Below are 24,577 nucleotides of genomic sequence, written 5' to 3' on the forward strand. Positions count from 1 at the left end.
CAAACTCTTCAATTAAAAATCGAATATATCTATGAATCGTCGGTTGACACTCTTAACGAGTGCCCACACAGATTGTCTTGTTATACATTGTTAAAGAACAGTGCGACTGACCAACTGGCCTTGTCGCTTGCTTCGTTTACTCCCCGAAGCGGGATGCGCATTCTACGCGATTCGGTTTTCGGCGTCAACACTTTTTTGAAATCTTTTTCTCAAAGCGTGTCGCTTGAAAACCTTGCCATCCGTGCTCTGCAGCAGGATAACAACCTTCAACATTTGGCCTTGTTTTTGGCTGTCTCGTTGAAGAGGTGCGCATTCTACAAATCCGGCAGAATTACGCAAGTATTATTTAGCAATAAATATAAAAAAAGCGACCGGATGGTCGCTTTTTATTCACTATGTTTAAATTTTACTCAAAAAGCCATTTATTCGTCTTTTTCAGCTGCCTTTTGCTGGGGTTTTTCCTCTTCACTAAAGTCTGCATCGGCTTCTTCATGATCGCCAACCACATCATCCAGCGTCACCTTTTCTACTGTGCGGAAGGTATTGATTGGCCCGGCCAGCGCATACAAGGCAAATACCAGGAACAATACTAAAGCCGGTTCGGTGGCTACGATGACGAACACCATCAGTATAATAAGAATGGCCACAAAGGGGACTTTGCCGTGCCAGTTCACTTCTTTAAAGGAGTTGTACTTAAAGTTGCTTACCATCAACAAGCCAGCGGCAGAGGTAATCAGTGCGACGATAAAGCCATAGTCATCACCATTGGCACCATACTCAACACCGACCCATACTAAGCCAGATACCAGCGCAGCAGCAGACGGGCTGGCCAGCCCCTGGAAAAAACGTTTATCTGCGATGCCTACCTGCGTATTGAACCGGGCCAGACGTAACGCCGCACCGGCTACATAGATAAAGGCGGCCAGCCAACCCAGCTTACCCAGTTCAGTTAGGCCCCAGTTATAGGCAACTAAAGCCGGCGCCATACCAAATGACACCATATCGGCCATTGAATCGTATTCAGCGCCAAAATCACTTTGGGTATTGGTCATTCTTGCAACCCGCCCATCGAGACCATCAAAAATCATCGCCACAAAGATTGCGATGGCTGCAGCTTCAAAGCGGCCATTCATGGATGACACGACTGCGAAAAAGCCTGAAAACAACCCAGCCGTAGTGAGTAAGTTAGGTAACAGATAAATACCTTTGCGTTTACTATGCGCCATATTTCCTCATTCTTAAGATACGCTTCTGTTCATAGTATTTCATAAACCTCCCCGCGCACGATAGTAAAATCCAAGAGATCACCGGCAGATACGCGAGTATAGGCCTCTATACGCCAGCAGTTTACATAATGTGCAAAAATCAAAAAATTATACTGAAGAAGTATGTCAGTAATTTTTACATCATGAGAATATATTACACCGTAAAATTTACAAGCTATTGAATTATATAGTGTATAATTTTTGTCCTAATTCTTGATATAGCGAAGTGGTAGTCGGTTACTAGGAAAAATAACAATGAAAAAGATTTTCAGCACGCTCGGCATAATTGGTGTTTTGGCATCAGGCACATTCGCAGTTCAGGCGTCAGATACGACAGAATGGCGCTTAGATAAACGTTCTAGCCTGTTTGATTATCAAAATCCGGGTTGGGCAGTCTCTGATAATAGTTATGGTGATGCTTATTTCAGAGGATCTGATACAGGTAATACTTTAACAGTGACTGGTTGGACCGACCGTGGTAGCCATGGTGTTCATCAAGTTCGGGAAAGATACGATGATCACGGAAGGTTAAAATCTGGTTTAGGGACTTGGTCTGGCAATGGGCAGGGCGTTCTAAATGGCAAAAATGATAGTCACACTGTAGACAATGGTGGCAGTTCAGACTTTTTGTTTTTCGATTTCAAAGATGCTGTGACTATTACTAACATTGATATTAATTATGTCTCTAGCAACAAAGGCTCTGATATTTCCGTTGCGGCTTTTAGTAGCATTGCGCGCGGCTTAGATGTTTCAAGCTGGGGCTCAATATTAGATTCTTCCAGAACTGCTGGTACTTTGCTTTACTCTGGCAATGTTGAAGATGTCAAAAATAATGCGTCTGCTACCGATTTTTCGTCTCATGTTCGTGAAGCCAGATATTGGCTTATTGGTGCATACAATAGTGTATTTGGTGGTAATTCACTGACAGCTGGAGATGATTCGTTTAAGTTGTTAGCCGTCACTACAGAATCGCGTCCTCATGTCGATGTTCCTACCCCGGCAACTGCATTGCTTCTGCTGGCTGGTTTGGGCCTGATTGCTCGTCGCCGCCGCGCATAAAACGTCAAAAATTGCATACCTAAGCCTCGGCCTTGCCGGGGCTTTTTTGTGTACACTTAGTTGCAATAATTATTGCTGTTGCGAGGACACAGTGAAAAAAAATCTAACAGGCTATGTTGCCGGTCTGGTATTAACCGGCGCGATGGTATCTGCAGGCCCTGCCCTGGCGCAGAGTGATTATTCCTATGATGCCGCTTTATCTGCTTTTAATAGCGGCGAAATCAAGCATTCCTACATTAATCTGAAGCATGTATTAAACACTGATCCAGAGCATCTGCCCGCCAAATTGTTGATGGGCCGAATTTTGTTGATGGACGGCTATGTACTGGAAGCCACCCAGGAGTTGGAAGAAGTACTGGCTGCCGGTGGCGATGCCAGCCTGGTGATGCCGGCATTGTCTCGTGCTTATTTATTTGCCGGTCAGTATGACAAGTTGTTTGCTGCACTCAAACAATATCCGCTAAATGATGAGGCCAAGCAATCAGTCACCCTGGTAGCCGGAACGGCTTTGATCCGGCAAAATAAACGCCAGCAGGCACAACGACTGTATGAGCACGCGCTTGGTCAATTTCCGCAGTCCGTAGCCTTACTGCTGGCCCAGGCCACTTTGTCTATCGACCTGAATGACACTCAGTATGCTCAGCGCCTGTTAAGCCAGGCCCAGGCGCTGGCGGGCGATACACCTTCAACCTTACTGGTTCAGGGTAAACTGGCTGACGCCACCGGGCACGATGCTCTGGCCATTTATCAGCAAGCCTATGATGCCGCGCCGGATAACCCGGCCACTATGCGCGCTTACGCTGGCTCGCTGGCCGAACACGGTGAGTTTGATGCTGCTTCTGCGCTGGTTACCAAAATCGAAGCGCAAACACCGGGTGATGTGCAAATTCAGTTATTAAAAGCCCGGATCCTGGCCCTTACCCAAAACCAGTTGGAAGCTGACAAAATCCTGCGTGAGCTGACTGAGCGACTGAGCCTGCTGACTGATGAGCAGTTAAATGAACAGATTGAGTTGAGCCTGATCGCCGGTATCGTTGCCTATCTGAACAAAAACTACGGCATGGCCCGCACAGAGTTGTCACGTTACATCTCCAAACGCGATCCTTCCCCCGAACAACTGGGTATGCTTACCGATGCCCTGTTGAAAACCAGTGCATATAAAGATGCCATTAAGTTATTGGAAAAGCACGAGTCACTGGTCGTTCGCCATATGCAACTGGCACAATTAACCTGTGATTTGTTTATTGCCAGCCGTCGCGCCTATAAGTGTGATCAACTGCTTCCGGCACTGGAGCAAAACTTTACCGGCCAGGAAACGCTGGCAGTGCTTAAAGCAAAATTGTTGGTGAGTACCGGCAAGCCGGAAGAAGCCTGGCAACTGCTAAATGGGCCGCTGGCCGGCTCTGCGCGCGCCGATGTCTTGCAACTGAAAATTGGCCTACACAGTGATACCAATGATTTTGGCTCGGCACTGACGCTGGCTGAACAATTACTGCAGCAGGATACCAGCGACCCGGACTATCAGGCGCTAGTGGCAGATTTACTTATCCGCACTGGCCAGTATGAGCGTGCCGCTTCACTGGTCGACAGTCTGTTAACCAATCATCCCGACTCTGTGGCAGGTTTAGTTGCTCACGCCCGGATTGCGTATTATCGAGATGCGTTTGCAACAGCTATTGAGGCGGTGGAAGCGGCACTCAAATTTAACAAAAAACATGTCGCCGGACATATTCTGGCGGCGCAAATTTATATGGGCGCTGATCAAACTGAGTCGGCCATCGAGCATTTACTAACAGCTAAAACGCTGGATAAGGATAACCAACAGTCTCGCCAACTGCTGATTGGCATTTATCGTGAACAAGGTAATTTGAAAGCAGCGCTGAGCGAGGTCAATGCACTATTAGCGCTGGAACGCTTGTCTGCCGATTATCATTTACAAAAAGCCTCGCTGCTGACAGCGCTTGATGATCAACCCGGCGCGATCACCCAGCTCAACATGGTGTATGCCTTGTGGCAGGATGATGCAGTCAAGCTTTTATCGTTGGCGCGTTTTCAACAGCAAGCCAATGATATGGCCGGTGCGCTTAAATCTTACCAAAGCGCGGTAACGCTAACCCCCGATGAGGCGCTACCCTATCTGGAGCTCAGTTCATTCTATATTGCGCGCCAGCAGTTAGATGATGCCGAGGCAACCATTCACGCACTGCAGAAAAAAACCGGTATGACCGCGGATGTGGCTATGGTGCGGGGAGACTTGGCAGCTGCCCGCCAACAGCCCGAACAAGCCTTTGAGTATTATCTGCAAGCCAACCAGCAGATGCGCACCTTTATCGCGCCCTTGTTAAAAGCATTTGAATTAGCTCGCACTGGTACCCGGCGCGCCGAGCTGATGGACTATCTGGCGCAGACCAGTCAGGAATCAGAGCTTATCCATTTAAATATACTGGCCGATTTATACTTTATCGATGGCCAGCCGGAACTGGCCAGCCGATTATATGAGCAACTGCTTACTGCCCCGAGCTTGTCGCGGCGTCCGTATGTGCTCAATAACCTGGCCAATATCTATGCGCGGCAGCGCCCGCAGCAAGCACTTACTCTAATAGATGAAGCGTTAGCAGGGCACCCCCGTGCAGCAGCATTTTTGGACACAAAAGGCTGGATCCTGACGCTGCAAGATGACACCCAGGCTGGGTTAAGTCTGCTGCGCCAGGCGTACACCCTGGATGCCTCAGATCCGGCAGTGCAATATCATATTGCCTATGCCCTGGCTAAGCTGACCCGCCAGCCGGAAGCCAAAGCCTGGCTAGAAAAGCACAACACTTTATCACACCCCTTCAGAGAGCAGCCTGAAGCGGTAACCTGGGCGCAGCAGCTGTAACAAAAAAGGAGGCCATCAGGCCTCCTTTTCATTTTTAACGCTATGACTAATGCCGCGTTTTATTCGGCTCATCAATCACGATTTCACCGTCACGCTCATCAATCCGAACAGTACTATCCGGCATCAAATCACCGGCCAATAATGCCTGGGCCAGCGGGTTTTCAATTTGCGTCTGGATTGCCCGTTTGAGCGGCCGGGCCCCAAACACCGGGTCGAAGCCAGCATCGGCTAATTTGTCCATCGCCGCGCCAGATAACTCCAGCTTGTAGCCCTTGTCGGCCAAGCGGGCGCGTAAGGCGGCCAATTGAATCTTAGCAATGGCTTTGATTTCATCTTTACCCAGTGGGTGAAACACCACAATATCATCCACCCGGTTGATAAATTCTGGCCGAAAATGCTGGCCGACTTCATGCATCACGCGGCTTTTCATTTCGGCATAATCATCCTCTCCACTCTTATCCTGAATGATGTGGGAGCCCAGGTTGGAGGTCATGATCACTACAGTATTTTTAAAATCTACCGTTCTGCCCTGCCCGTCGGTGAGTCGCCCATCATCAAGCACCTGAAGTAAAATGTTAAATACATCCGGGTGGGCTTTTTCCACTTCATCCAGCAGGATCACCGAGTAGGGTTTGCGGCGTACAGCTTCGGTCAGATAGCCACCCTCTTCATAACCCACATACCCAGGAGGCGCACCCACCAGCCGTGAAACCGAGTGCTTCTCCATAAACTCAGACATATCGATGCGCACCATGGCGCTTTCTGTGTCAAATAAAAAGCCAGCCAGGGCCTTACACAGCTCGGTTTTGCCCACCCCGGTAGGGCCAAGGAATAAAAAGGAACCGATGGGGCGATTAGGATCAGCCAGACCCGCCCGGGAGCGCCGAATTGCATTGGATACCGCATTGACTGCTTCTGACTGGCCGACCACGCGTTTATGCAAGGCATCTTCCATACGCAGCAGTTTTTCACGCTCGCCTTCTAGCATTTTAGCTACCGGGATCCCGGTCCAGCGGGATAACACCTCGGCAATTTCGGCATCTGATACCCGGTTTTTTAATAACTGGGTTTCTCTGGTTTCGCCGTCTGAGGCTTTTTCCAGTTTCATCTCCAGCTCAGGGATCCGCCCGTACTGCAATTCTGACATCCGGTTGAGATCCGAGGCGCGCCGGGCGATTTCTAAGTCAAGCTTAGCCTGCTCCAACTCAGATTTAATCGTCTGGGTACCCTGCATGGCTTCTTTTTCTTCGCGCCAGATGGTGTCCAGCGCAGCATATTTTTGCTCCAGCTGCTCACGCTCTAACTCGATGGTCTCCAGGCGTTTGTGGCTGGCATCGTCGGTTTCTTTGGCCAGCGCCTGCTCTTCCAGCTTCAGCTGGATGATGCGCCGTTCCAGGCGGTCCATCTCTTCAGGTTTGGAATCAATCTGCAAGCGAATGGACGAAGCCGCCTCGTCAATCAGGTCAATGGCCTTATCCGGCAGCTGGCGGTCACTGATATACCGATGTGACAAACTGGCTGCCGCCACAATGGCCGGGTCGGTAATATCCACCGAATGGTGCAGCTCGTAACGTTCTTTTAAACCGCGCAAGATGGCGATGGTGTCTTCTACCGACGGCTCATTCACCAGCACTTTTTGAAAACGCCGCTCCAATGCGGCATCTTTTTCAATATACTGACGGTATTCATCCAGCGTTGTGGCACCAACACAGTGCAGCTCACCCCGGGCAAGTGCAGGTTTAAGCATGTTGCCAGCATCCATGGCACCGTCAGCTTTGCCTGCCCCCACCATGGTGTGAAGTTCATCAATAAACAAAATAACGCGGCCTTCTTCTTTGGCCAGCTCATTGAGCACGGCTTTTAGCCGCTCTTCAAATTCACCGCGGTATTTGGCACCGGCCACCAGCGCGCCCATATCCAGCGACAACACCCGCTTGTCTTTTAATCCTTCAGGCACTTCTTTATTAACGATGCGCTGAGCCAGGCCTTCAACAATGGCGGTTTTACCCACTCCCGGCTCGCCAATCAGCACTGGGTTGTTCTTAGTTCGCCGTTGCAACACCTGCACCGCCCGACGGATCTCATCATCCCGGCCGATAACCGGATCCAGCTTGCCCTGTTCGGCACGCTCGGTAAGGTCCGTGGTGTACTTTTCTAGTGCCTGACGCACATCTTCAGCATTGGGGTCGGTCACCTTTTGGCCGCCGCGCATAGCATCAATGGCTTTTTCCACTTTGTCTTTGGTGACATGTAATTCACGCAAAATGCTGCCCAGCCGGCCCTTGTCTTCCAAAGCGGCCAGCACAAACATTTCCGAGGTGATGTATTCATCTTTGCGCTGCTGTGCAATCTTATCGCACAGATTAAGCAGGATACCGCTGTCCTTACCCAGCTGCACATCCCCACCCACCCCTTCAACCCGGGACAAGCGTTCAATCGCTTCACTGAGGGCCGAGCGCAACGCATTGACATTGACCCCGGCCTGGTCGAGTAACGGGCGCACCGATCCGCCCTGCTGATTGAGCATGGCGGTCATCAGGTGAACTGGTTCAATAAACTGATGATCGCGGCCCAGGGCCAACGATTGCGCATCAGAAATGGCTAACTGAAATTTACTGGTAAATCTGTCTAATCGCATACCTGTGATTCCTACACAACTGCCTTACTTGGTTATAGGTATTGCAGAATCATGATTCAAGTCATGCAGTTAAATTTTAACCATGGTTGATGCCGATCACGGTCACCATGCGGCCTGTAGGTACTGCTTGCCGATGCTGGGCGCGCCGGTGGGAATAAAATTGATTGTTTTGTTGGTAGGTACACAGATGTGAATGCGTGACCGAATCTACACCGGCAGCGCTGAGTTGAAAAGCAGCAATGGCGGGCAAATCTAAACGCTGTTTGCCCGGCTCCGGGTCATCCTGACAAGCACCCGGCACTTGCGCAAAGCGTGCTGCCAGGGCGTCATCGACCTGATAATGCCGGGCGCTGATGGCAGGACCAATCCAGGCCAACAGCTCATCTGGTGGGCTTCGCATCTGCGAGAGGGTCTGGCTGATGATGCCTTTTTCCAGGCCTTGCCAGCCAGCATGAATGGCAGCAACTTCCCGCCCGTCGCGCTGGCACAACAACACCGGAACACAGTCAGCGGTCATGACTGCACACCAATGGTGTGGCGAGCGGCTGATGCTCGCATCGCCGGTCAACGTGTCTTGCCTCGATGCATCGGTGAGGTCGTGAACTTTCCGACTATGAATCTGATCCAGCCATTGCAGCTGCGCGGCACCGGGCAAGCGAGCCCGGTTTTGCGCCACCGCCTCGGCATCATCCTGCACGTGCAGGCCCATATTGAGCGAAGCATAGCGCCCCTGGCTTACACCGCCCTGGCGTGTGCTGGTGTAGGCGGTCACTGATGCCGGTGCCGCCCACGAGGGGATGATCAAAGACAGGTCAGTCGTCAAAGCCATGTTGGCGGGTATCCTGACGCACCACCTCAATCAGCTGCTGCATATCTTCAGGCACCGGCGCCTGCCAAGTCATCCACTCTTCGGTTGCCGGGTGAAACAACGACAGCTGCGCTGCGTGCAGCGCTTGACGTTTGAAGCTGCGCAATGTATCCACAAAGTCTGCTTCAGCCCCTTTAGGCAGGCGCGGCCGCCCGCCATAGACCGGATCGCCCACCAGCGGGTGTTTGATATGTGTCATATGCACGCGGATCTGGTGAGTACGGCCGGATTCCAGCTTCAGCCGGATATGGGTATGTGCGCGGAATTTTTCGATCACCCGATAATGGGTCACCGCCGGCTTACCGGATTCACGCACTGCCATCAGGGTGCGCTTAGTGGCATGCCGACCGATAGGTGCATCCACTTCGCCGCCACCGACCATGGTGCCAATCACCAGTGCCTCATATTCACGAGCCATAGTACGGGTTTGCAACTGATCCACCAGATGAGTTTGCGCCGGTACGGTTTTGGCCACCACCATCAGGCCGGTGGTGTCTTTATCCAGCCGATGCACAATGCCCGCCCGCGGGACTTTATCAATATTAGGAACATGGGCCAGCAACGCATTTAAAATAGTGCCATCCTGATTGCCCGCCCCCGGATGTACTACCAAATCGGCCGGTTTGTTCATTACCAGAATATGCTCGTCTTCATATACGATATCCAGCGCAATTTCTTGCGGCCGGCTTTGAGTTTGCACTTCCATCTTGGCGTCGACCCGCACCGTTTCATCCATGGTCATCTTGTGCCGTGGAGTAGTATTTACGGTGCCGTTGATAGTAACATTGCCATCCAGAATCCAGCCTTTAAGCTTGGACCGGGAATATTCGGGGAACAAATCAGCTAGAACCTGATCTAACCTTTGACCAAAATGCTGAGGCTGGGTAACCGCCTCAAGGTTTACGGTATTGTGTGACTCGGACATAGCGCGCCAATTCATTAAGGAAAAGGCGTATTATAACAAGCTTTGCTGTTTGTTGAGACGATCTTTGCAGGATTCTGTGGTCATTCACAGAATGAGTGCGTTAGAATGCCCGCAGAATACGTGAACAAGCCACGCCAAACACGACCAAATTTGGGGAACGAGAAAACAATTATGAAGTCATTTCGTTATATGGCACCGCTGGTAGTTGGTGTCTTGGTGTCTGTCGCAGGATGCAGCTCATCAGAAGATGCTGAAGAACAAGCCGCACTGGCCAACATGGGTGCGCAGCAAATGTATGAGCGCGCGCAGCAAAATATGCAGAACGGTAACTTTAGTGCTGCTGCCAACACATTAAGTGCACTGGATTCACGCTATCCCTTCGGCCCGCTGTCACATCAGGTACAACTAGACCTGATCTACACCTATTACAAATCCGGCAAAATTGATGAAACAGTGGCGACTATCGATCGCTTCATCCGTCTGAACCCGAACCACTCTGATGTGGATTATGCATTTTACATGCGTGGGTTGGTGAATATGGAAGCCGACAGCAATTTGTTTCAGGAATTGATGAATATTGACCGGGCCGACCGCGATCCGGCCAAATCCCGCCAGGCATTTGATGATTTTCGTCGTCTGATCCAGCAATACCCAGATAGTAAGTATGCTGCCGATGCGCGCAAACGAATGATTCATATTAAAAACCGGCTGGCTCGTTACGAGATTGCTATTGCTCGTTTTTATATGCGCCGCGAAGCATTTGTGGCCGCCGCCAACCGTGGCCGCTATGTGATTGAGCACTATCCGGACTCAGACCAGGTTCAACAAGCCCTGGAAATCATGGTCTCAAGCTATGAGCAACTGGGCTTGGATGAGTTGCGTGAAAACGCAATGAAAACCTTGCGCCTGAATTACCCTGAGAGTGGTTATATCAGCTAGAGTTTCTGGAGTGCCTGGCCCCAGGCACTCTGCCTTCAACCCGCTAGTATCTTCATCGCTATACATTGGCAAGCTTATCAAGCCTGCATCTCCACTTTATTGCCTAACGAAAAAATACGTGACTAAATGGGTTAATTAACCGGGCAATACCTGAGGTAAAATGCAAGGGTTGGTCGAGGATGCTGAACATCAGGCACCCTTGGGGGTCATAGCAATGCGGCGCATGGGTATGCTGGTCATCCAGGGTGATCAGATCCCCGGCATGATACTGGTGGATACCGTCTTCATAGCCTCCGCGCAGCACCAGAGTCTGCTCCTCACCACGATGGGTGTGTTCAGGGATGCCGCCCCCACGAGCCATATAGATAAAGTTTGCCACAGCCGTACCGCCAATATGCACCGGCGCCTGCCAGAGCTTACCCACCAGACTGGCCCAATTGCCGGTTACCGGCACAAACTTTTGTAAAGTATAGGGGATAAAAAATCGACGCCCATCCAAATCGATACTGCTACTGCGTGAAGACTGGACTGGTTCATCAGATTGCGGTTCCTGGGGAGACTGTAAAATATCAGCCAACATCTGGTCAAATTGCTGAAGGACTTTGTGGGAAGGCGCTGGCACTTCATTATATGCTTCGAATTGCTCAGCCTGCTGCGCAATATTTTGTTGCACAGCATCATAGCAGCGCTGGCACATATCACAATGCGCCGACACCATTATTGATTCTACAGGTGACAACCCACCCTGGGCATAAAACGATAATTGCCCAGGGTCAGGATGAAACTTAATCATGGTCTTGCAGCATACCCTTCAATCGTTGCAGTGCAAGACGTGTTCTTGATTTCACGGTGCCAAGCGGAATGCTCAGCTCATCGGCCACTTCCTGCTGTGATTTGCCATCAATATAGATAGCTTCGATAACGGCTTTTTGTTTAACCGGTAACGCTTCGAACATAAATCCAATTTGTTCTAAAGTAATTTGTTCATCCAAAGATGTTTCATTGGCGTCTGCAGTTTGTTCGCACAAGACCGGCCACAAATCATCCGAGCACACATCTTCTTTACGGTTTTGCAACTTGCGCAGCATATCGAAACGAATGTTGCGCGCTATGGTGAAAATCCACGTAGACGGACTGCCCTTTTCGGCATTAAACAAGTGGGCTTTTTGCCAAACATTGGACATGGTGTCTTGCACCAGTTCCATTGCTAAGGCTTCATTCCCCATTTGCTTCAGCGCATAAGAGCGTAGACGCGGGGCGAAATAGCTAAAGATACGCGCAAAGGATCGTTTGCAGCGAGTTTCTGCCACAGCCACAATGTAACCTGACATTTCGCCTGCACAATCTTTTGGTTTAACTACACTATTGCTTTGTTCTAATGGAATTCCAACTAACATAAGCTTCGTCCGCATTTTCTGTTTGGTGATGATGTTCTACGGCAAAAAGTTATCGTGATCCTTTAGACAATCTGACCAGTACTTCAATTTTTTACGCGGCTAACTGTAAAATTTACACACCAGTTACTGCATCAGTGTATAAAGATAGTTTAGCAGCGGCTTGCAATTTTGCTGTGCAAGAAAATACTGTTTTTGTTTTGCGTCTATGGGTAACAATTCGAGCCACCGGTACAACACCCAGGTTGGGTTATCAAACTGTGTGGTAGCGTACAAACTCTCTAACTCAGAGTACCGCTCGAATACTTCCTTTAACTTTTTCACCATAGGTGATATTTGTTCGGCAGGAACATCACATTGCCAAGCGTCTCGCTTTTCGCACTGCCCAACACGTAATCCGTCAGACTCTGTTGCAATGTTGCTTACCTCTACGGTGTATAGACCAGCAACCTTTATGCCAAGCAACCCATCTTCAAGTAATTCAAAGTCGATAACTTGTGAAAATGTGCCCACCGGAAAGATATGCTGATTGGTTTGCGGGTCACCTTCAGCATTAAGCATACAAATCACTAACCCACTGTCGTTAGCACACACTTCCTTGACCATCCGGATATAACGGGGCTCGAAGATGCGCAGCGACATGCGCCCCTGAGGCATCAGGTGAGCAGATAAAGGAAATAATGGGTAAGTGGGGAAAGACATCAACAAACAGTATTGTGAGAAGTGAATGTGGTGGGTTACGCCTTACAAATCTAATTGGATCGACCTCACGCAGGTAATTAAGCGAGTAAAAAACCCGCAGATCTGATCTTTGGTGTGAAAATATGGGTAAGTGTTTTATACATTTTACAAAAAGTCTCACATGACCCGCATAGACACATTTTGTTCGATATATCGAGACCTTACAAAAATTTCATCTGATGACTTAGAACAAATTTATACCTCAGACGTAACCTTTATCGACCCGATTGATAAGCATGAAGGACTGAATGAGGTTAAAGCCTATTTCGACCAGCTTTTGTCACGGGCACAAAGCTGTCAGTTTGATATTTTCAATGTTGCGGCCTGTAAGCCTAATACGGATGAAGTGTCTTATGTGCTGTCCTGGCAAATGAATCTAATCTTGCACAAACCTAAAAAGTCGATTCAGCTTCAGGGCACCACCCTGCTCAAAGAAAACGACAGCGGCTTCTATTATCACCGGGATTATTACGATTTGGGTGAAATGGTTTATGAACATATCCCACTGCTGGGTACGGTGGTACGGGCAATAAAAAGGAGACTCGCGCAATGAGTACCATATTGGTAACCGGCGCAACCTCGGGTATTGGTGAAGCATTTGCCAAACATGCCGCCAGTCAGGGCTACCGCATCATCGCTTGTGGCCGCAATCAAGACAAACTGGACGAACTTGCCAAAGACAGCAATATTTCAACGCTGCAATTTGATGTCAGCAACAAAGAAGCGACCGCAGAAGCCTTGGCTGGCTGTCATTTTGATATTGCGGTGCTTAACGCCGGTACCTGTGAATATGTCGATATTGATAAGTTTGAGCCTGAAATGTTTCGCCGCGTGTTTGAAGCCAACTTTTTTGGCGTGGTCAATTGCGTCAATGGGTTACTGCCTAACTTAAACAAAGGCAGCAAACTGGTGATCGTTGACAGTATGGCACGCCTGTTCCCATTCACCCGCTCCGAAGCCTATGGTGCCAGCAAAGCAGCGCTGCACTATTTCACCAAATCGCTGGAAATTGATTTAGAAAAAAAAGGGGTGAAGGTGCAATCGGTATCGCCCGGCTTTGTGGAAACCCCGCTGACCGACCAGAACGACTTTGATATGCCCATGATCATAAAAGCCGAGCGTGCGGCAAAAGACTTATTAACAGGGATAGAAAAAAATCGCCAGTCAATTTTCTTCCCCACCGTATTTGGCTGGATCATGCGCTTTTTGCATATTCTGCCGGTGCCCCTTCAACGCAAGCTCTCGCTTTTGATGCGCGACAAGCAGTAACAGAGACAATAACAATGACAAAAAAGGTTGCCATTATCGGAACAGGAATTTCCGGTCTAACCTGCGCCCACTTGCTTCATAGGGACCATGAGCTTGTGGTGTATGAGGCCAATGATTATATCGGTGGACATACTGCGACAAAAAAAGTGACAGTGAATGACACCGAACATCATATCGACACCGGCTTTATTGTCTTTAATGACTGGACCTACCCGAACTTTATCAAGCTGATGGATAACCTTGGCGTGGCCCGTCAGCCAACCGAAATGAGCTTTTCGGTACAGGCCCGCCAGGCCAACATTGAATATAATGGTAACAACCTCAATACCCTGTTCGCTCAGCGGCGCAATATAGTGCGCCCGCGATTCTGGAAAATTGTGCGTGATATTCTGACTTTTAATAAAGCCTGTAAAGCGCGTGTCGAAGACGGCGTCGATAACTTGCATATCACGCTGGGTGAATTTATCGACGAGCTGGGACTCAGTGAAGATTTTGCTAATCTGTATATCCTGCCCATGTGTGCGGCTATCTGGTCGGCGAGCCTGGCCCAGAGTAAAGATTTTCCCCTCGCGTTTTTTCTAAGCTTTTTTCACAACCACGGCTTGCTGAATATCGACGACCGCCCGCAGTGGTATACGCTTGTGGGCGGATCATCCTCCTATATTGGCCCGCTAACCGCCGGCTTCAAGGATACCATCCGTCTTAACGCCCCAGTGCAACAGGTTCGCCGCACCAAAGACGGCTGGCAGGTAGATAGTGTCGCTGGCAGCGAAACCTTTGATGAGGTGATTTTTGCCTGTCACAGTGACCAGGCGTTGGCAATGCTAGCCGAGCCTACGGCAGCTCAGCAAGAGATTTTAGGCAGTATTCCTTATGCTGATAATGATGTGGTCATGCACACCGACACCGACCAGTTACCTCAGCGTGAACTGGCCTGGGCCAGCTGGAATTACCGACTCAATGAAACCGCGGCTGAATTTCAGGCTCCGGCTACAGTAACTTACAACATGAATATTTTGCAGCGGCTCGACACCGCTTCCACATTTTGTGTCACGCTGAACAATACGCCTAATATCGATAAGCACGCCATATTGGGTCAATACCAGTATGCACATCCACAATTCAGTCACCAGATGGTGGCCGCACAGCAACGCCGGGCAGAGATTTGCGGTGTGGATCAGCTGCATTTTTGCGGCGCATACTGGTACAACGGCTTTCATGAAGATGGGGTAAACAGTGCTCTGGATGTGGCCCGCCGGTTTGGAAAACAATTGTGAACAGTTGCGGCATTTATGAGGGCACGGTGTATCACGAGCGCTTTCGCCCTACCTCTCATCGGTTTAGCTACCGCATTTTCTTGTTTTGGCTAAACCTGGATGAGATTGAGCAACTTGATGATACTGTTAAACATTTTTCATCCAGGCATCGGTCTGTTGTACGGTTACGTAGAACAGATTATGTTGGCAATGCTGATAGCACCATTAAGCAGGCGGTGCTGGAGAAAATTAATCAGCACAGTGAACAGACAGTTAACGGCGAAGTATTCATGCTGGGGCAATGCCGTATGTTGGGCTTGTATTTTAGCCCGGTGAATTTTTACTTTGTCCGACCTGACGCTCAGAGCGACTTTACTCATATGTTGGCAGAAGTATCGAATACGCCGTGGAATGAGCGTCATTATTATGTGGTCGACCTGGCGAGCCAGGCTCCCACTGATAAGCAATTTCATGTATCGCCGTTTAATCCGATGCAGATGCAGTATCAGTGGACTATCAGCCAGCCCGGTGAACAATTCACTATGCAGATGGACTGCCATCAGCAACATAAGGATTTTAGCGCCGGTTTAGCTATGACCCGGCAGCCTTTGACGTCAAAAACCTTAGCCCGGGCGATCCGCAAGATCCCCAGCATGACAATAAAAACAGTGGCGGGGATCTACTGGCAGGCATTGAAGCTGTGGTTAAAACGCACGCCGGTCTACCCGCACCCGAAAAGTTAGGAAAGATTATGTCTCACGGAGAAACCGCAGTAACACTCCTCCCTGCCGGGTCGCTGGCCGACCGCGTCTGTCGCTCAGCGTTTTTAAAAGTCATGGCCATGTTGCCCTGTGGCATCATGGAAATTAAAGAACAAGGACAACCGGTCGCCCGCTTTGGTAAACCCGATGAAGACTTACGTGCCGAGATTGATATTCAGGCGGTGGGGGCTTACCGCCAACTGTTATTGGGCGGTAGCATCGCTGCTGGCGAAACTTACATGGATGGCCTGTGGACCACCCCAGATCTGACGTCGGTAATTCGTATCTTTGCCCGCAACCTGCCGTTTTTGGATGCCTGGGAAAACAAATTTAAATGGCTGACTATGCCGGTTAACAAGGTGCAGCATTTTGCCCGCAGTAACAATGCTCAGCAGGCCAAAAAGAATATCGAAGCGCATTATGATTTGGGTAACAAACTGTATACCCGCTTTTTAGATCGTAGCATGATGTATTCCTCGGCCATTTATCCAGATGCCAACTCCAGTCTGGCGGATGCCCAGCAACACAAACTGGCAGCCTTGTGTAACAAGCTAAAACTGCAGCCCGATGATCATTTAATGGAAATTGGCACCGGCTGGGGCGGCCTGGCCATTTTTGCGGCCAAACATTATGGTTGCCGGGTTACCACTACCACCATCTCAGAAGAACAGTATGCCTATGCCTCCCAATGGGTAGCACGGGAGCAATTACAGGACAAAATCACCCTGCTGAAAAAAGACTACCGCGATCTCACCGGCTCGTATGACAAGCTGGTGTCGGTAGAGATGATTGAAGCTGTGGGCAAGCGCTATCTGGGCAACTTTTTCAGCAAATGCAGCAGCCTGCTAAAACCTAACGGCATCATGGCGCTGCAATCTATCACTATTGACGACCGGCGCTTTGAAAGCTACGCCGATAGTGTGGATTTTATTCAAAAATACATCTTCCCAGGCGGCTTTTTGCCCTCGCAGCTGGTGATCAATGACCACTTGAAGCGTTACAGTGATTTGATGATCCGCGATTTACATGATATCGGGCTGGACTATGCCAAAACCCTGGATGACTGGTACCAGGCGTTTGTACTGGCCAAAGACGCCCTGATGCAGGATGGCTATGATGAGCGCTTTGCGCGCATGTGGACCTACTACTTAAAATATTGCGAAGGCGGCTTTTTAGAACGGGCCATTTCGGCGGTGCAGCTGGTGATGACTAAACCTCAATGCCGACTGCCCATTACGCGAGGGTAGTAGCAACGTCTTCAGCAGTAAAAACAAAAGGCTTACCACCCGGTAAGCCTTTTTATTTTGCCTACTGCCAGATGCGTTGATTAAGGGCACATCCCGTTGCTATTTGAGGCATCAAATGTCAGCGAGCTTTGCACATCGCTTACGCAAAAATTAGCTGTAACATTGCCAGATAATGCGCCAGAGGAGGTAAATGTAACCTCGCCATTAGCATCTGTGATGCCGCTCACCACCTCATTCCAGTCTCCGCCAAATTGGCCATTGACAGTGGCGCCGGCCACTGGCCCGCTGGTGTTATCTGCAATGGAAACAACAGCCTGCGCTTTTTTCATGCCCTTGCCAGCGCTGACCGTGCTGGTAGACACACTGCTCACGACAGCTGTGGTAGCGGTTTCGCTCTGGCCGGCATCCGCGCCGTAGAGTTCAATATTATCAAGATAATAGGTATCGCCATTGTTCGTGTTAGGCGCGATCAGGATTACGATAGTATCTACATCGGTATCAGTTGTACCGCCATCAACTCTGTCTTCCAGTTTAAATTTCAGGCGCTGCCAACCTGCCACAGCTTCTGTATGGGCAATAAATTTGGAGTGCCGACCGGACGGATAGTTGTCCGCGGTTGCCTGGCTGCTGTCTTCAAGTTGGATGAGGACTTCCTGCACTGACGGAACCGGCATATAGACATCCATATAAAATGCTTTATTGCCCTTGATGAGGGGACCAGCATCCGTAATGACTGCTGTACTGCCAGCGATCACATCATACAGTGACGCGTTGCTTCGCACATATTCCAGGGCGGTGGCCGAATTATTCACACTGTCTGGTAAGGGGTTGGGTACCTCATTGTATTGCCCTTCCCAACTAGTGATCGTCATAGCGCCATCACTTTCAAAATCATCCAGAGCATGTTCACTGGTAAGTTCCGGTAGTACATGCACATCCATAGCTACAGTACTGGCCCCACAACTATTACTGATGTCAACCGAGACAGTTCCGCCTTGCTGCGCCCAGTTGACACTGACACTATTAGTGCTGGATGTTTGCTGGGTGGGAGTCGTCCAGCTATAACTGCTGCCAGTCCCTGTTTCATCCACAATCTGATAGGTCGCCTGAGAATTTGCATCAACAATGTGGGGACCGGACAGTGAAGGCTGCCCAAAGTCGTACACCCGCACATAGTCGACTTCCATAGTTTGAGGCAGTTGTGAATCGTCTACCACCCCGCCGATACTCCCACCAACTGCCATATTAAGTAAAAAGTGATAGCTGTAATTTTCAAACGTCCAAAATCCAGGATCACTCAAGTCCTCAGGAGTTTTGACGGAGTACAAAATGTCATCGACATACCAGCGAATTTCATTGGGTTCCCACTCTATGGCGAACTCATGAAACGCACTCGACCAACGATCAGGTTGCTTTAAAATTCGGCCACTGGTCCACTCATTATTGGGATACGGATTGCCATAATGAAGAGTGCCAAAGGCGATCATATCGGCCTGGCCGGTGGCCTCCAAAATATCAATTTCACCACTCATCGGCCAGCCTTCAGCGGGATCAGTAGGCAGCATCCAAAATGCCGGCCACATGCCCGTGCCAGTAGGCAACTTGATACTTGCCTCGAAGCGCCCGTGAGTCCATTCACCGCCATTAGGCATATTTGCTGTTCGGATTCGGCCAGAAGTATACTGACTTCCTTTTACGCGCTGCTTTTTCGCAGTAATGGTCAGCTTACCATCAGCGACAGATAAATTTTCTGCCTGGTAACTTTGCAGCTCATTATTACCCCAACCGCAGATGCCATAACTACAACCATCACCAAGCATGATCTCCCACTTGCTGGTATCCAGTTCGGTTCCGTTAAATTCATCTTGCCATACAGGGGTCGGGTTTTGACATACAGCGGCTAACCCTGGCTGAGTCATGATACCGCCTATTGCTAAAACAACTGCTTTTCTCACGAGGTTTTGCTTCATCCACATACCTTTACCTTTAAAATTCCGTGCCGGCGTCCCAGCGTTGAGTTTATCGGCCAATGCGACGAGCAATGTAAGCGCTTTCAGAATTAATGTAAACAACTTGTTGATTATTTGTTTGTTTTGATGTGCGCAGTTGCCGCGCCATTGCGGGCAGGCTAATTGGTGAATGTGAACAAGACGGTGTTGGTCGACAAACCCGCTGTACGCTGTATCTCAAGATGCACCGCACAGTGGAAGTAACCCTGCAATAGAGTTACTCGTCGCTCAATACAGAAATGGGCTTGGAAATTTTAGGCTTGCCCTGATTGATGCTGATTTCGACCCGCCGATTTTGCGCCCGCTCCGAAGAGGTTTGCGGGTTTTCCACCAGCGGTTGGGTGTCTGCTTTGCCTACCACTTTCATGCGTTTTTCGTCAAAACCGGTGGCCGTACGTACCTCTTCGGCCACTGCTACCGCACGCTGCGCTGACAAGTCCCAGTTGGAACGGTACAACTCATTGGCGATATGCTGGCCGTCACTGTGCCCGGAAATTTCAATCTCGCCCGGCATATCAGCCAAAATTGTCCCAACCTTTTTTAACACCGGTTTAAACTGTGGTTGTAAAAATGCCGAGCCGGCGGAAAACGAGCCATTTTCACGAATACGAATAGTAATTTGCTGTCCGAGGCTTTCCAGCTCAATGGAGCCGTCCAAAATTTCTTTTTGCAGCTGCTCGGCCACCTTTTTCATCATCTCTTCGACTTTGTCTTTATCTGCAGCCTGTGGCGCCGAGGATGTTTGTTCACTGGCAGTTTGCCGCGCCTGGCCACCGCGCTGTTCGCCTCGCTGTTTCTGCCGACCGCCGGCCGAGGCATCCTCGCCGGACTGAAACTCTAACATTTGCTGGGTCACTTCCATGGTTTGCTGCTGAATGGTTTCGATGGGAGTCGGATCGGGCTTACCCGGGCGAAATTCCATGGCAATCACCGAAGTGCCTTTGGGAATATCTTTAACTTCGATTTTGTTTTGCACCCCGAAGGCGAATTTCATTGAACCGGCAATTTGCTTAAATTTGAGTACATCCATTTCCGAAAACGCCAGCAGCAGTACAAAAAAGCACATCAGCAGCGACATCAGGTCGGCAAAGGTGCCCATCCAGGCGGGCAAACCTTCGGGCGGGCATTTAGGGCATTCTTCCTGTTGTGCCATGCTGCTTACTCCTCGTCAGCGTCGCCGCGTTTGCTGGATGCCAGGTAGTTTTTCAAAATACCTTCAATCACCCGTGGGTTCTGGCCATCGGCAATGCCAACGATGCCATCCAGGATGAGCTTTTGATTGAGCTTTTCTTCTTCCACCCGGTTGCGCAGTTTAGAAGCGATAGGCAAGCAGATAACATTGGCAAAAAACGCGCCGTACAGGGTGGTCAGCAAGGCTACGGCCATGGCCGGGCCGATGGCTTTCGGATCGTCCATGTTAGACAGCATAGCCACCAAACCAATCAGGGTACCAATCATTCCCATGGCCGGAGCCACATCCCCCATGCCTTTGAAGATAGACACACCGAACTCGTGGCGTTCGGTGGTCATTGAGATATCCTTAATCAGGGTTTCACGTACCACTTCGATATCATGGCCATCTACCAGCATGTCGACGCCTTTTTGCATAAAGGGGTTGGCAATCTCAGCTTCTTCCAGCGCCAGAAAGCCCCCTTTGCGCGCCGAATCTGCCATCTCAACAATTTTTTCGATCAGCTCATCCGGGGTGTCGATTTTAAACATGAATGCTTTACCGGCAATCTTGCCGGCGCCGAAGAACTGGCCCAGGGTAAATTGTGACAACACTACAAACAGGGTTCCGCCAAATACGATCAGCACCGAGGGAACATCGACGAACATCACCAGGTCTCCGCCCAGAATCATGGCCATGACAATAAAGCCAATTCCACCCAACATGCCAATGACGGTTGCTAAATCCACAGGAATATCCTCACTAAATCATTTGGTTGCGAACAACACCAAAGGTGTTGCGCCGACTTAAACAGTAACCGGAACACAATGTGTCATGTATACTATCGGCATCTGGTGAAAATTCTATACCTCTGCCTTACAATTTGCGGTGTTAACCCGCTCACTTAGGTATTTTCCACAGCACTTTTTACCCTACAGCGGCCTGCGACAAGTGCATGACTGGACAAACCATTTGACCGGTCCGGCCCTGTCGGTTAATGTGCGCCTAATCTACATAACAGCGGAACCGTTATTGTGACTAAGTCAACCAACGCCCCGTCTTTTGAGCAAAGCCTGGCCGAACTGGAAGCCATTGTAAACCAGATGGAAAACGGTGATTTGCCACTGGATGAAGCACTGCAAAAATTCGAACGCGGCATCGCCTTATCCCGGGCCAGCCAGCAGGCGCTGGAACAGGCAGAACAAAAAGTCAAAATGCTGCTGTCTGAAAATGGTAATGAAACCCTGGCAGATTTTGCCGACGATAACACCTCGCAATAGCGCGCTTCCCTGGGCCGGCATTCCGCATAGGCCCTTGTATTTCAGGTCTGTATTATGAATTTTGATGCATTGCGTCATCGTGTAAAACAACAAACAGATGACAGTTTGCAAGCTTTGATCGCCGGCCTGCCCGACCATGCTCCCGAACTTAAAGAAGCCATGCGCTATGCGCTATTGGCAGGCGGCAAGCGCATGCGTCCGTTACTGGTTCACCTGGTGGGAAACACCCTGGATGTGCCGGTCCAGGACCAGACGGCTATCAGTATGGCCATCGAATGCATTCATGGCTACTCGCTGGTGCACGATGATTTGCCGGCCATGGACGATGATGACCTGCGCCGCGGCCAGCCAACCTGCCATATCCGCTTTAATGAAGCCACCGCGATTCTAGCCGGCGACGCGTTGCAGACGCTGGCCTTTACAGTGCTGACCGATGCGCCGTTATCGGCTGAGGCAAGTAAACAACGCGCGGCACTGGTGGCATTACTGGCACGAGCCTCCGGCTACAGTGGCATGTGCGGCGGCCAGGCCATTGATCTGGCAGCCACCGGCAAAAGTATCGACATTACAACCTTACGCCAACTGCACCAGTTAAAAACCGGCGCCTTACTGGTGGCCTGTGTCGACATGGTCACCCTGGTGGCCGGCATCAATGCCGAGGCCCGGCAGGCGCTGCAACGTTTCGCCCAGATTATTGGCCTGGCCTTTCAGGTTCAGGATGATATTTTGGATGTGGAAGGCGATGCCCAGACGCTGGGCAAACCGCAGGGCTCAGACGAAGGACTGGGAAAAAATACCTTCCCGGCCTTACTGGGCATGGAGCAGGCCAAACAAGAACTGGCCCGCCTGCATGACGAGGCTCTTCAAGCGCTGGACAGTTTACCCTACAATACCGACTATCTGGCAGCGTTCACCGATTTAATGGTAAATCGCCAGCACTGATAACAGCGCTGCCCATCAAGACAGAATAAAACCAATGAGTTTAGACCTAACCCACTACCCTACACTAGCCAAGGCACAAACCCCGGAGCAGTTGCGCAAGCTGCCTCAGGACAAACTCAAAAGCCTGGCCGATGAACTTCGCCAGTACTTGCTGACCTGTGTCAGCCAGTCCAGTGGCCATTTTGCATCCGGGCTGGGCACCGTTGAACTGACCGTGGCTCTGCACTATGTGTACAACACCCCGTTCGACCGCCTGATTTGGGATGTGGGCCACCAGGCCTATCCACATAAAATCATTACCGGGCGCGCGGACCGAATGTCCACCATTCGCCAGAAAAACGGCTTGCACCCGTTCCCCTGGCCAGGTGAAAGCGAGTACGACACGTTTGCAGTCGGCCACTCCTCCACTTCCATCAGTGCCGGGCTAGGCATGGCTGTTGCAGCCGAAAAAGAAGGCAAAGGCCGTAAGGTGGTATCGGTCATTGGTGATGGTGCCATGACCGCCGGTATGGCGTTTGAAGCCATGAATCATGCTGGTGATATCAATAAAGATATGGTGGTAGTGCTCAACGACAACGAAATGTCGATTTCAGAAAATGTCGGGGCGCTGAATTCGCACCTGGCGCGCTTGTTGACCGGCAACTTTTTCAACAAGATCCGGGATGGTGGCAAAAAGCTCCTTAGCAATGTACCGCCGATCAAAGAATTTGCCAGCCGTGCCGAAGAGCATTTAAAAGGCATGGTAGTACCGGGAACCATCTTTGAAGAACTGGGCTTTAATTATATCGGCCCTATCGATGGTCACGATGTAGGGACCATGGTGGATGCGCTGCGTAATATGCGCAACTTCAAAGGTCCACAGCTGCTGCATGTGGTCACCCGCAAAGGCAAAGGCTATCCTCAGGCTGAGCAAGACCCAATCAAATTTCACGCAGTGCCTAAATTTAACCCGGCCGACAATGCGCTGCCCAAAGCCAAAGCCAGTGCGCCCAGCTTCTCAGCCATCTTTGGTCAGTGGCTATGTGATATGGCACGCCAGGATCCCAAATTGATGGCCATTACGCCGGCTATGCGCGAAGGCTCGGGCATGGTGGCCTTCAGCCAGCAATTCCCGGACCAGTATAGTGATGTGGCCATCGCCGAGCAGCACAGTGTGACGTATGCTGCCGGGCTGGCAAAAGATGGCCTGCATCCGGTGGTGGCAATTTATTCGACCTTTTTGCAGCGGGCCTATGATCAGCTTATCCACGACGTGGCACTGCAAAATCTGCCGGTTTTGTTTGCCATCGACCGCGCTGGCATTGTCGGCGCCGATGGTCAGACCCACCAGGGGGCATTTGACTTAGCCTTCCTGCGCTGTATCCCCAATATGTTGATCATGGCACCCAGCGATGAAGACGAGTGTCGCCAGATGCTTTTCACCGGTCATCGCGCTAATCAGCCAGCGGCGGTGCGTTATCCCCGTGGTGCCGGCATGGGTGTCACCCCACAGGCCGAGATGCAGGCATTGGAAATCGGTAAAGGACGCATGCTGCGCGAAGGCAAAAAAGTGGCCATCTTGAATTTTGGTACCTTGCTGCCCTACGCATTAGAGGCTGCTGAACAATTGGATGCCAGTGTGGCGGACATGCGCTTTGTGAAGCCATTGGATGCAGCGCTTATTCGCCAACTGGCCGATGACCACGATTTGCTGGTCACGCTGGAAGATGGCTGTATTGCTGGCGGCGCCGGGGCCGGGGTGGTAGAGTTCTTACAACAGGATAAACGCCTGGCCCATGTGCTGCAGTTAGGCTTGCCGGACCGCTTTATTGAGCAAGGCACCCAGCAGGAAATGTACACCGAACTGGGCCTGGATACAGCAGGTATCGTGCGCCAGGTACAGGCGTACTGATACCCCGTTGGTACAGACAAAAAAACCGGCCATGAGCCGGTTTT

At 50.4% G+C, this 24,577-nt stretch carries 22 protein-coding genes; 12 read left to right on the plus strand and 10 right to left on the minus strand.

Annotation, left to right across the window (positions count from 1 at the left end; genetic code table 11):
- On the plus strand, positions 1–495 hold a 495-nt coding region (locus ACTUJZ_RS14800; RefSeq protein WP_463637116.1), incomplete at its 5' end, for a hypothetical protein.
- Here the strand turns inward: ACTUJZ_RS14800 and pssA are convergent.
- Entirely contained in the window at positions 423–1,226 is an 804-nt protein-coding gene (pssA, locus tag ACTUJZ_RS14805) for a CDP-diacylglycerol--serine O-phosphatidyltransferase (RefSeq protein WP_463637117.1), read from the minus strand. The genes ACTUJZ_RS14800 and pssA overlap by 73 nt on opposite strands.
- Positions 1,227–1,520: 294 nt before the next feature.
- Between pssA and xdp1 the strand changes: the two genes are divergently transcribed.
- Both xdp1 and ACTUJZ_RS14815 read left to right on the plus strand, forming a co-directional pair.
- Positions 1,521–2,324 (plus strand): exosortase-dependent surface protein XDP1, encoded by an 804-nt coding sequence (gene xdp1, locus ACTUJZ_RS14810; protein WP_463637118.1) that lies wholly within the window; start codon positions 1,521–1,523, stop codon positions 2,322–2,324.
- 91 nt (positions 2,325–2,415) lie between these two features.
- Positions 2,416–5,202, plus strand: coding sequence for a tetratricopeptide repeat protein (locus ACTUJZ_RS14815; protein WP_463637119.1), 2,787 nt, complete (start codon positions 2,416–2,418; stop codon positions 5,200–5,202).
- 46 nt (positions 5,203–5,248) lie between these two features.
- Here the strand turns inward: ACTUJZ_RS14815 and clpB are convergent, their stop codons facing one another.
- The 3 genes from clpB to rluD all read right to left on the minus strand — a co-directional run bounded on the left by clpB (position 5,249) and on the right by rluD (position 9,633).
- Positions 5,249–7,840: an ATP-dependent chaperone ClpB gene (gene clpB / locus ACTUJZ_RS14820; protein WP_463637120.1), complete on the minus strand. Its 2,592-nt coding sequence runs from the start codon at positions 7,838–7,840 to the stop codon at positions 5,249–5,251.
- Positions 7,841–7,916: 76 nt separating this feature from the next.
- Positions 7,917–8,669 carry a peptidoglycan editing factor PgeF gene (gene pgeF / locus ACTUJZ_RS14825; RefSeq protein WP_463637121.1) on the minus strand — a complete coding sequence of 251 codons (753 nt, stop codon included), beginning with the start codon at positions 8,667–8,669 and terminating at the stop codon, positions 7,917–7,919.
- On the minus strand, positions 8,653–9,633 hold the full coding sequence (rluD, locus tag ACTUJZ_RS14830) for a 23S rRNA pseudouridine(1911/1915/1917) synthase RluD (protein ID WP_463637122.1): 981 nt from the start codon (positions 9,631–9,633) through the stop codon (positions 8,653–8,655). Before rluD ends, pgeF begins: the two co-directional genes overlap by 17 nt.
- A 171-nt stretch (positions 9,634–9,804) precedes the next feature.
- Here rluD and ACTUJZ_RS14835 point away from each other — a divergent pair, with 171 nt between their 5' ends.
- On the plus strand, positions 9,805–10,572 hold the full coding sequence (locus ACTUJZ_RS14835) for an outer membrane protein assembly factor BamD (protein WP_463637123.1): 768 nt from the start codon (positions 9,805–9,807) through the stop codon (positions 10,570–10,572).
- A 103-nt stretch (positions 10,573–10,675) separates the two neighbouring features.
- Here the strand turns inward: ACTUJZ_RS14835 and ACTUJZ_RS14840 are convergent, their stop codons facing one another.
- From ACTUJZ_RS14840 to ACTUJZ_RS14850, 3 genes are all read right to left on the minus strand, one after another.
- A complete protein-coding gene (locus ACTUJZ_RS14840) occupies positions 10,676–11,365 on the minus strand; it encodes a ChrR family anti-sigma-E factor (RefSeq protein ID WP_463637124.1) in 690 nt (229 codons plus the stop codon).
- Positions 11,358–11,969, minus strand: coding sequence for a sigma-70 family RNA polymerase sigma factor (locus tag ACTUJZ_RS14845; protein ID WP_463637125.1), 612 nt, complete (start codon positions 11,967–11,969; stop codon positions 11,358–11,360). The genes ACTUJZ_RS14840 and ACTUJZ_RS14845 overlap by 8 nt, the downstream gene beginning before the upstream one ends.
- Positions 11,970–12,092: 123 nt before the next feature.
- A complete protein-coding gene (locus ACTUJZ_RS14850) occupies positions 12,093–12,668 on the minus strand; it encodes an LON peptidase substrate-binding domain-containing protein (protein ID WP_463637126.1) in 576 nt (191 codons plus the stop codon).
- A gap of 160 nt (positions 12,669–12,828) precedes the next feature.
- On the opposite strand from ACTUJZ_RS14850, the gene ACTUJZ_RS14855 reads away from it, so the two are divergent.
- Genes ACTUJZ_RS14855 through ACTUJZ_RS14875 form a run of 5 tightly spaced genes read left to right on the plus strand, consistent with a single transcriptional unit; the run spans position 12,829 to position 17,240 of the window.
- The gene (locus ACTUJZ_RS14855; protein ID WP_463637127.1) at positions 12,829–13,260 is read left to right on the plus strand and encodes a nuclear transport factor 2 family protein; all 432 of its coding nucleotides are present in this window, start codon (positions 12,829–12,831) and stop codon (positions 13,258–13,260) included.
- The gene (locus ACTUJZ_RS14860) at positions 13,257–13,976 is read left to right on the plus strand and encodes an SDR family NAD(P)-dependent oxidoreductase (RefSeq protein ID WP_463637128.1); all 720 of its coding nucleotides are present in this window, start codon (positions 13,257–13,259) and stop codon (positions 13,974–13,976) included. Before ACTUJZ_RS14855 ends, ACTUJZ_RS14860 begins: the two co-directional genes overlap by 4 nt.
- Positions 13,977–13,990: 14 nt before the next feature.
- Positions 13,991–15,253, plus strand: coding sequence for an NAD(P)/FAD-dependent oxidoreductase (locus ACTUJZ_RS14865; RefSeq protein ID WP_463637129.1), 1,263 nt, complete (start codon positions 13,991–13,993; stop codon positions 15,251–15,253).
- Complete coding sequence (locus ACTUJZ_RS14870) at positions 15,250–15,975, plus strand: DUF1365 domain-containing protein (protein ID WP_463637130.1); 726 nt, start codon at positions 15,250–15,252, stop codon at positions 15,973–15,975. Before ACTUJZ_RS14865 ends, ACTUJZ_RS14870 begins: the two co-directional genes overlap by 4 nt.
- 8 nt (positions 15,976–15,983) lie before the next feature.
- Positions 15,984–17,240: a class I SAM-dependent methyltransferase gene (locus ACTUJZ_RS14875; RefSeq protein ID WP_463637131.1), complete on the plus strand. Its 1,257-nt coding sequence runs from the start codon at positions 15,984–15,986 to the stop codon at positions 17,238–17,240.
- 80 nt (positions 17,241–17,320) lie between these two features.
- Here ACTUJZ_RS14875 and ACTUJZ_RS14880 read toward each other — a convergent pair whose 3' ends face one another.
- From ACTUJZ_RS14880 to pomA, 3 genes are all read right to left on the minus strand, one after another.
- Positions 17,321–19,312: a family 16 glycosylhydrolase gene (locus tag ACTUJZ_RS14880; protein ID WP_463637132.1), complete on the minus strand. Its 1,992-nt coding sequence runs from the start codon at positions 19,310–19,312 to the stop codon at positions 17,321–17,323.
- A gap of 154 nt (positions 19,313–19,466) precedes the next feature.
- A complete protein-coding gene (locus ACTUJZ_RS14885) occupies positions 19,467–20,402 on the minus strand; it encodes a flagellar motor protein MotB (RefSeq protein WP_463637133.1) in 936 nt (311 codons plus the stop codon).
- A 5-nt stretch (positions 20,403–20,407) separates the two neighbouring features.
- Positions 20,408–21,169 (minus strand): flagellar motor protein PomA, encoded by a 762-nt coding sequence (pomA, locus tag ACTUJZ_RS14890; RefSeq protein ID WP_463637134.1) that lies wholly within the window; start codon positions 21,167–21,169, stop codon positions 20,408–20,410.
- Between the two features lie 285 nt (positions 21,170–21,454).
- On the opposite strand from pomA, the gene xseB reads away from it, so the two are divergent.
- From xseB to dxs, 3 genes are read left to right on the plus strand one after another with little or no spacing between them, the layout of a single operon-like run.
- Positions 21,455–21,700, plus strand: a complete 246-nt coding sequence (gene xseB / locus ACTUJZ_RS14895; RefSeq protein WP_463637135.1) for an exodeoxyribonuclease VII small subunit — start codon at positions 21,455–21,457, stop codon at positions 21,698–21,700.
- Positions 21,701–21,754: 54 nt separating this feature from the next.
- Complete coding sequence (ispA, locus tag ACTUJZ_RS14900; protein WP_463637136.1) at positions 21,755–22,642, plus strand: (2E,6E)-farnesyl diphosphate synthase; 888 nt, start codon at positions 21,755–21,757, stop codon at positions 22,640–22,642.
- A gap of 34 nt (positions 22,643–22,676) precedes the next feature.
- On the plus strand, positions 22,677–24,533 hold the full coding sequence (dxs, locus tag ACTUJZ_RS14905) for a 1-deoxy-D-xylulose-5-phosphate synthase (RefSeq protein WP_463637137.1): 1,857 nt from the start codon (positions 22,677–22,679) through the stop codon (positions 24,531–24,533).
- Positions 24,534–24,577: the final 44 nt, after the last annotated feature.

This window comes from Alteromonas sp. WD8-37, from assembly GCF_055326825.1.

What these genes read in the sequence shown, in the direction of transcription:
- ACTUJZ_RS14855 (WP_463637127.1), top strand. Translation starts at nt 12,829, where the DNA reads ATGACCCGCATAGACACATTTTGTTCGATATATCGAGACCTTACAAAA.
- ACTUJZ_RS14850 (WP_463637126.1), bottom strand. Translation starts at nt 12,668, where the DNA reads ATGTCTTTCCCCACTTACCCATTATTTCCTTTATCTGCTCACCTGATG.
- ACTUJZ_RS14875 (WP_463637131.1), top strand. Translation starts at nt 15,984, where the DNA reads ATGTCTCACGGAGAAACCGCAGTAACACTCCTCCCTGCCGGGTCGCTG.
- ACTUJZ_RS14835 (WP_463637123.1), top strand. Translation starts at nt 9,805, where the DNA reads ATGAAGTCATTTCGTTATATGGCACCGCTGGTAGTTGGTGTCTTGGTG.
- dxs (WP_463637137.1), top strand. Translation starts at nt 22,677, where the DNA reads ATGAGTTTAGACCTAACCCACTACCCTACACTAGCCAAGGCACAAACC.
- ACTUJZ_RS14860 (WP_463637128.1), top strand. Translation starts at nt 13,257, where the DNA reads ATGAGTACCATATTGGTAACCGGCGCAACCTCGGGTATTGGTGAAGCA.
- ACTUJZ_RS14845 (WP_463637125.1), bottom strand. Translation starts at nt 11,969, where the DNA reads ATGTTAGTTGGAATTCCATTAGAACAAAGCAATAGTGTAGTTAAACCA.
- ACTUJZ_RS14840 (WP_463637124.1), bottom strand. Translation starts at nt 11,365, where the DNA reads ATGATTAAGTTTCATCCTGACCCTGGGCAATTATCGTTTTATGCCCAG.
- pssA (WP_463637117.1), bottom strand. Translation starts at nt 1,226, where the DNA reads ATGGCGCATAGTAAACGCAAAGGTATTTATCTGTTACCTAACTTACTC.
- ACTUJZ_RS14865 (WP_463637129.1), top strand. Translation starts at nt 13,991, where the DNA reads ATGACAAAAAAGGTTGCCATTATCGGAACAGGAATTTCCGGTCTAACC.
- pgeF (WP_463637121.1), bottom strand. Translation starts at nt 8,669, where the DNA reads ATGGCTTTGACGACTGACCTGTCTTTGATCATCCCCTCGTGGGCGGCA.
- ispA (WP_463637136.1), top strand. Translation starts at nt 21,755, where the DNA reads ATGAATTTTGATGCATTGCGTCATCGTGTAAAACAACAAACAGATGAC.
- clpB (WP_463637120.1), bottom strand. Translation starts at nt 7,840, where the DNA reads ATGCGATTAGACAGATTTACCAGTAAATTTCAGTTAGCCATTTCTGAT.
- xdp1 (WP_463637118.1), top strand. Translation starts at nt 1,521, where the DNA reads ATGAAAAAGATTTTCAGCACGCTCGGCATAATTGGTGTTTTGGCATCA.
- rluD (WP_463637122.1), bottom strand. Translation starts at nt 9,633, where the DNA reads ATGTCCGAGTCACACAATACCGTAAACCTTGAGGCGGTTACCCAGCCT.
- ACTUJZ_RS14885 (WP_463637133.1), bottom strand. Translation starts at nt 20,402, where the DNA reads ATGGCACAACAGGAAGAATGCCCTAAATGCCCGCCCGAAGGTTTGCCC.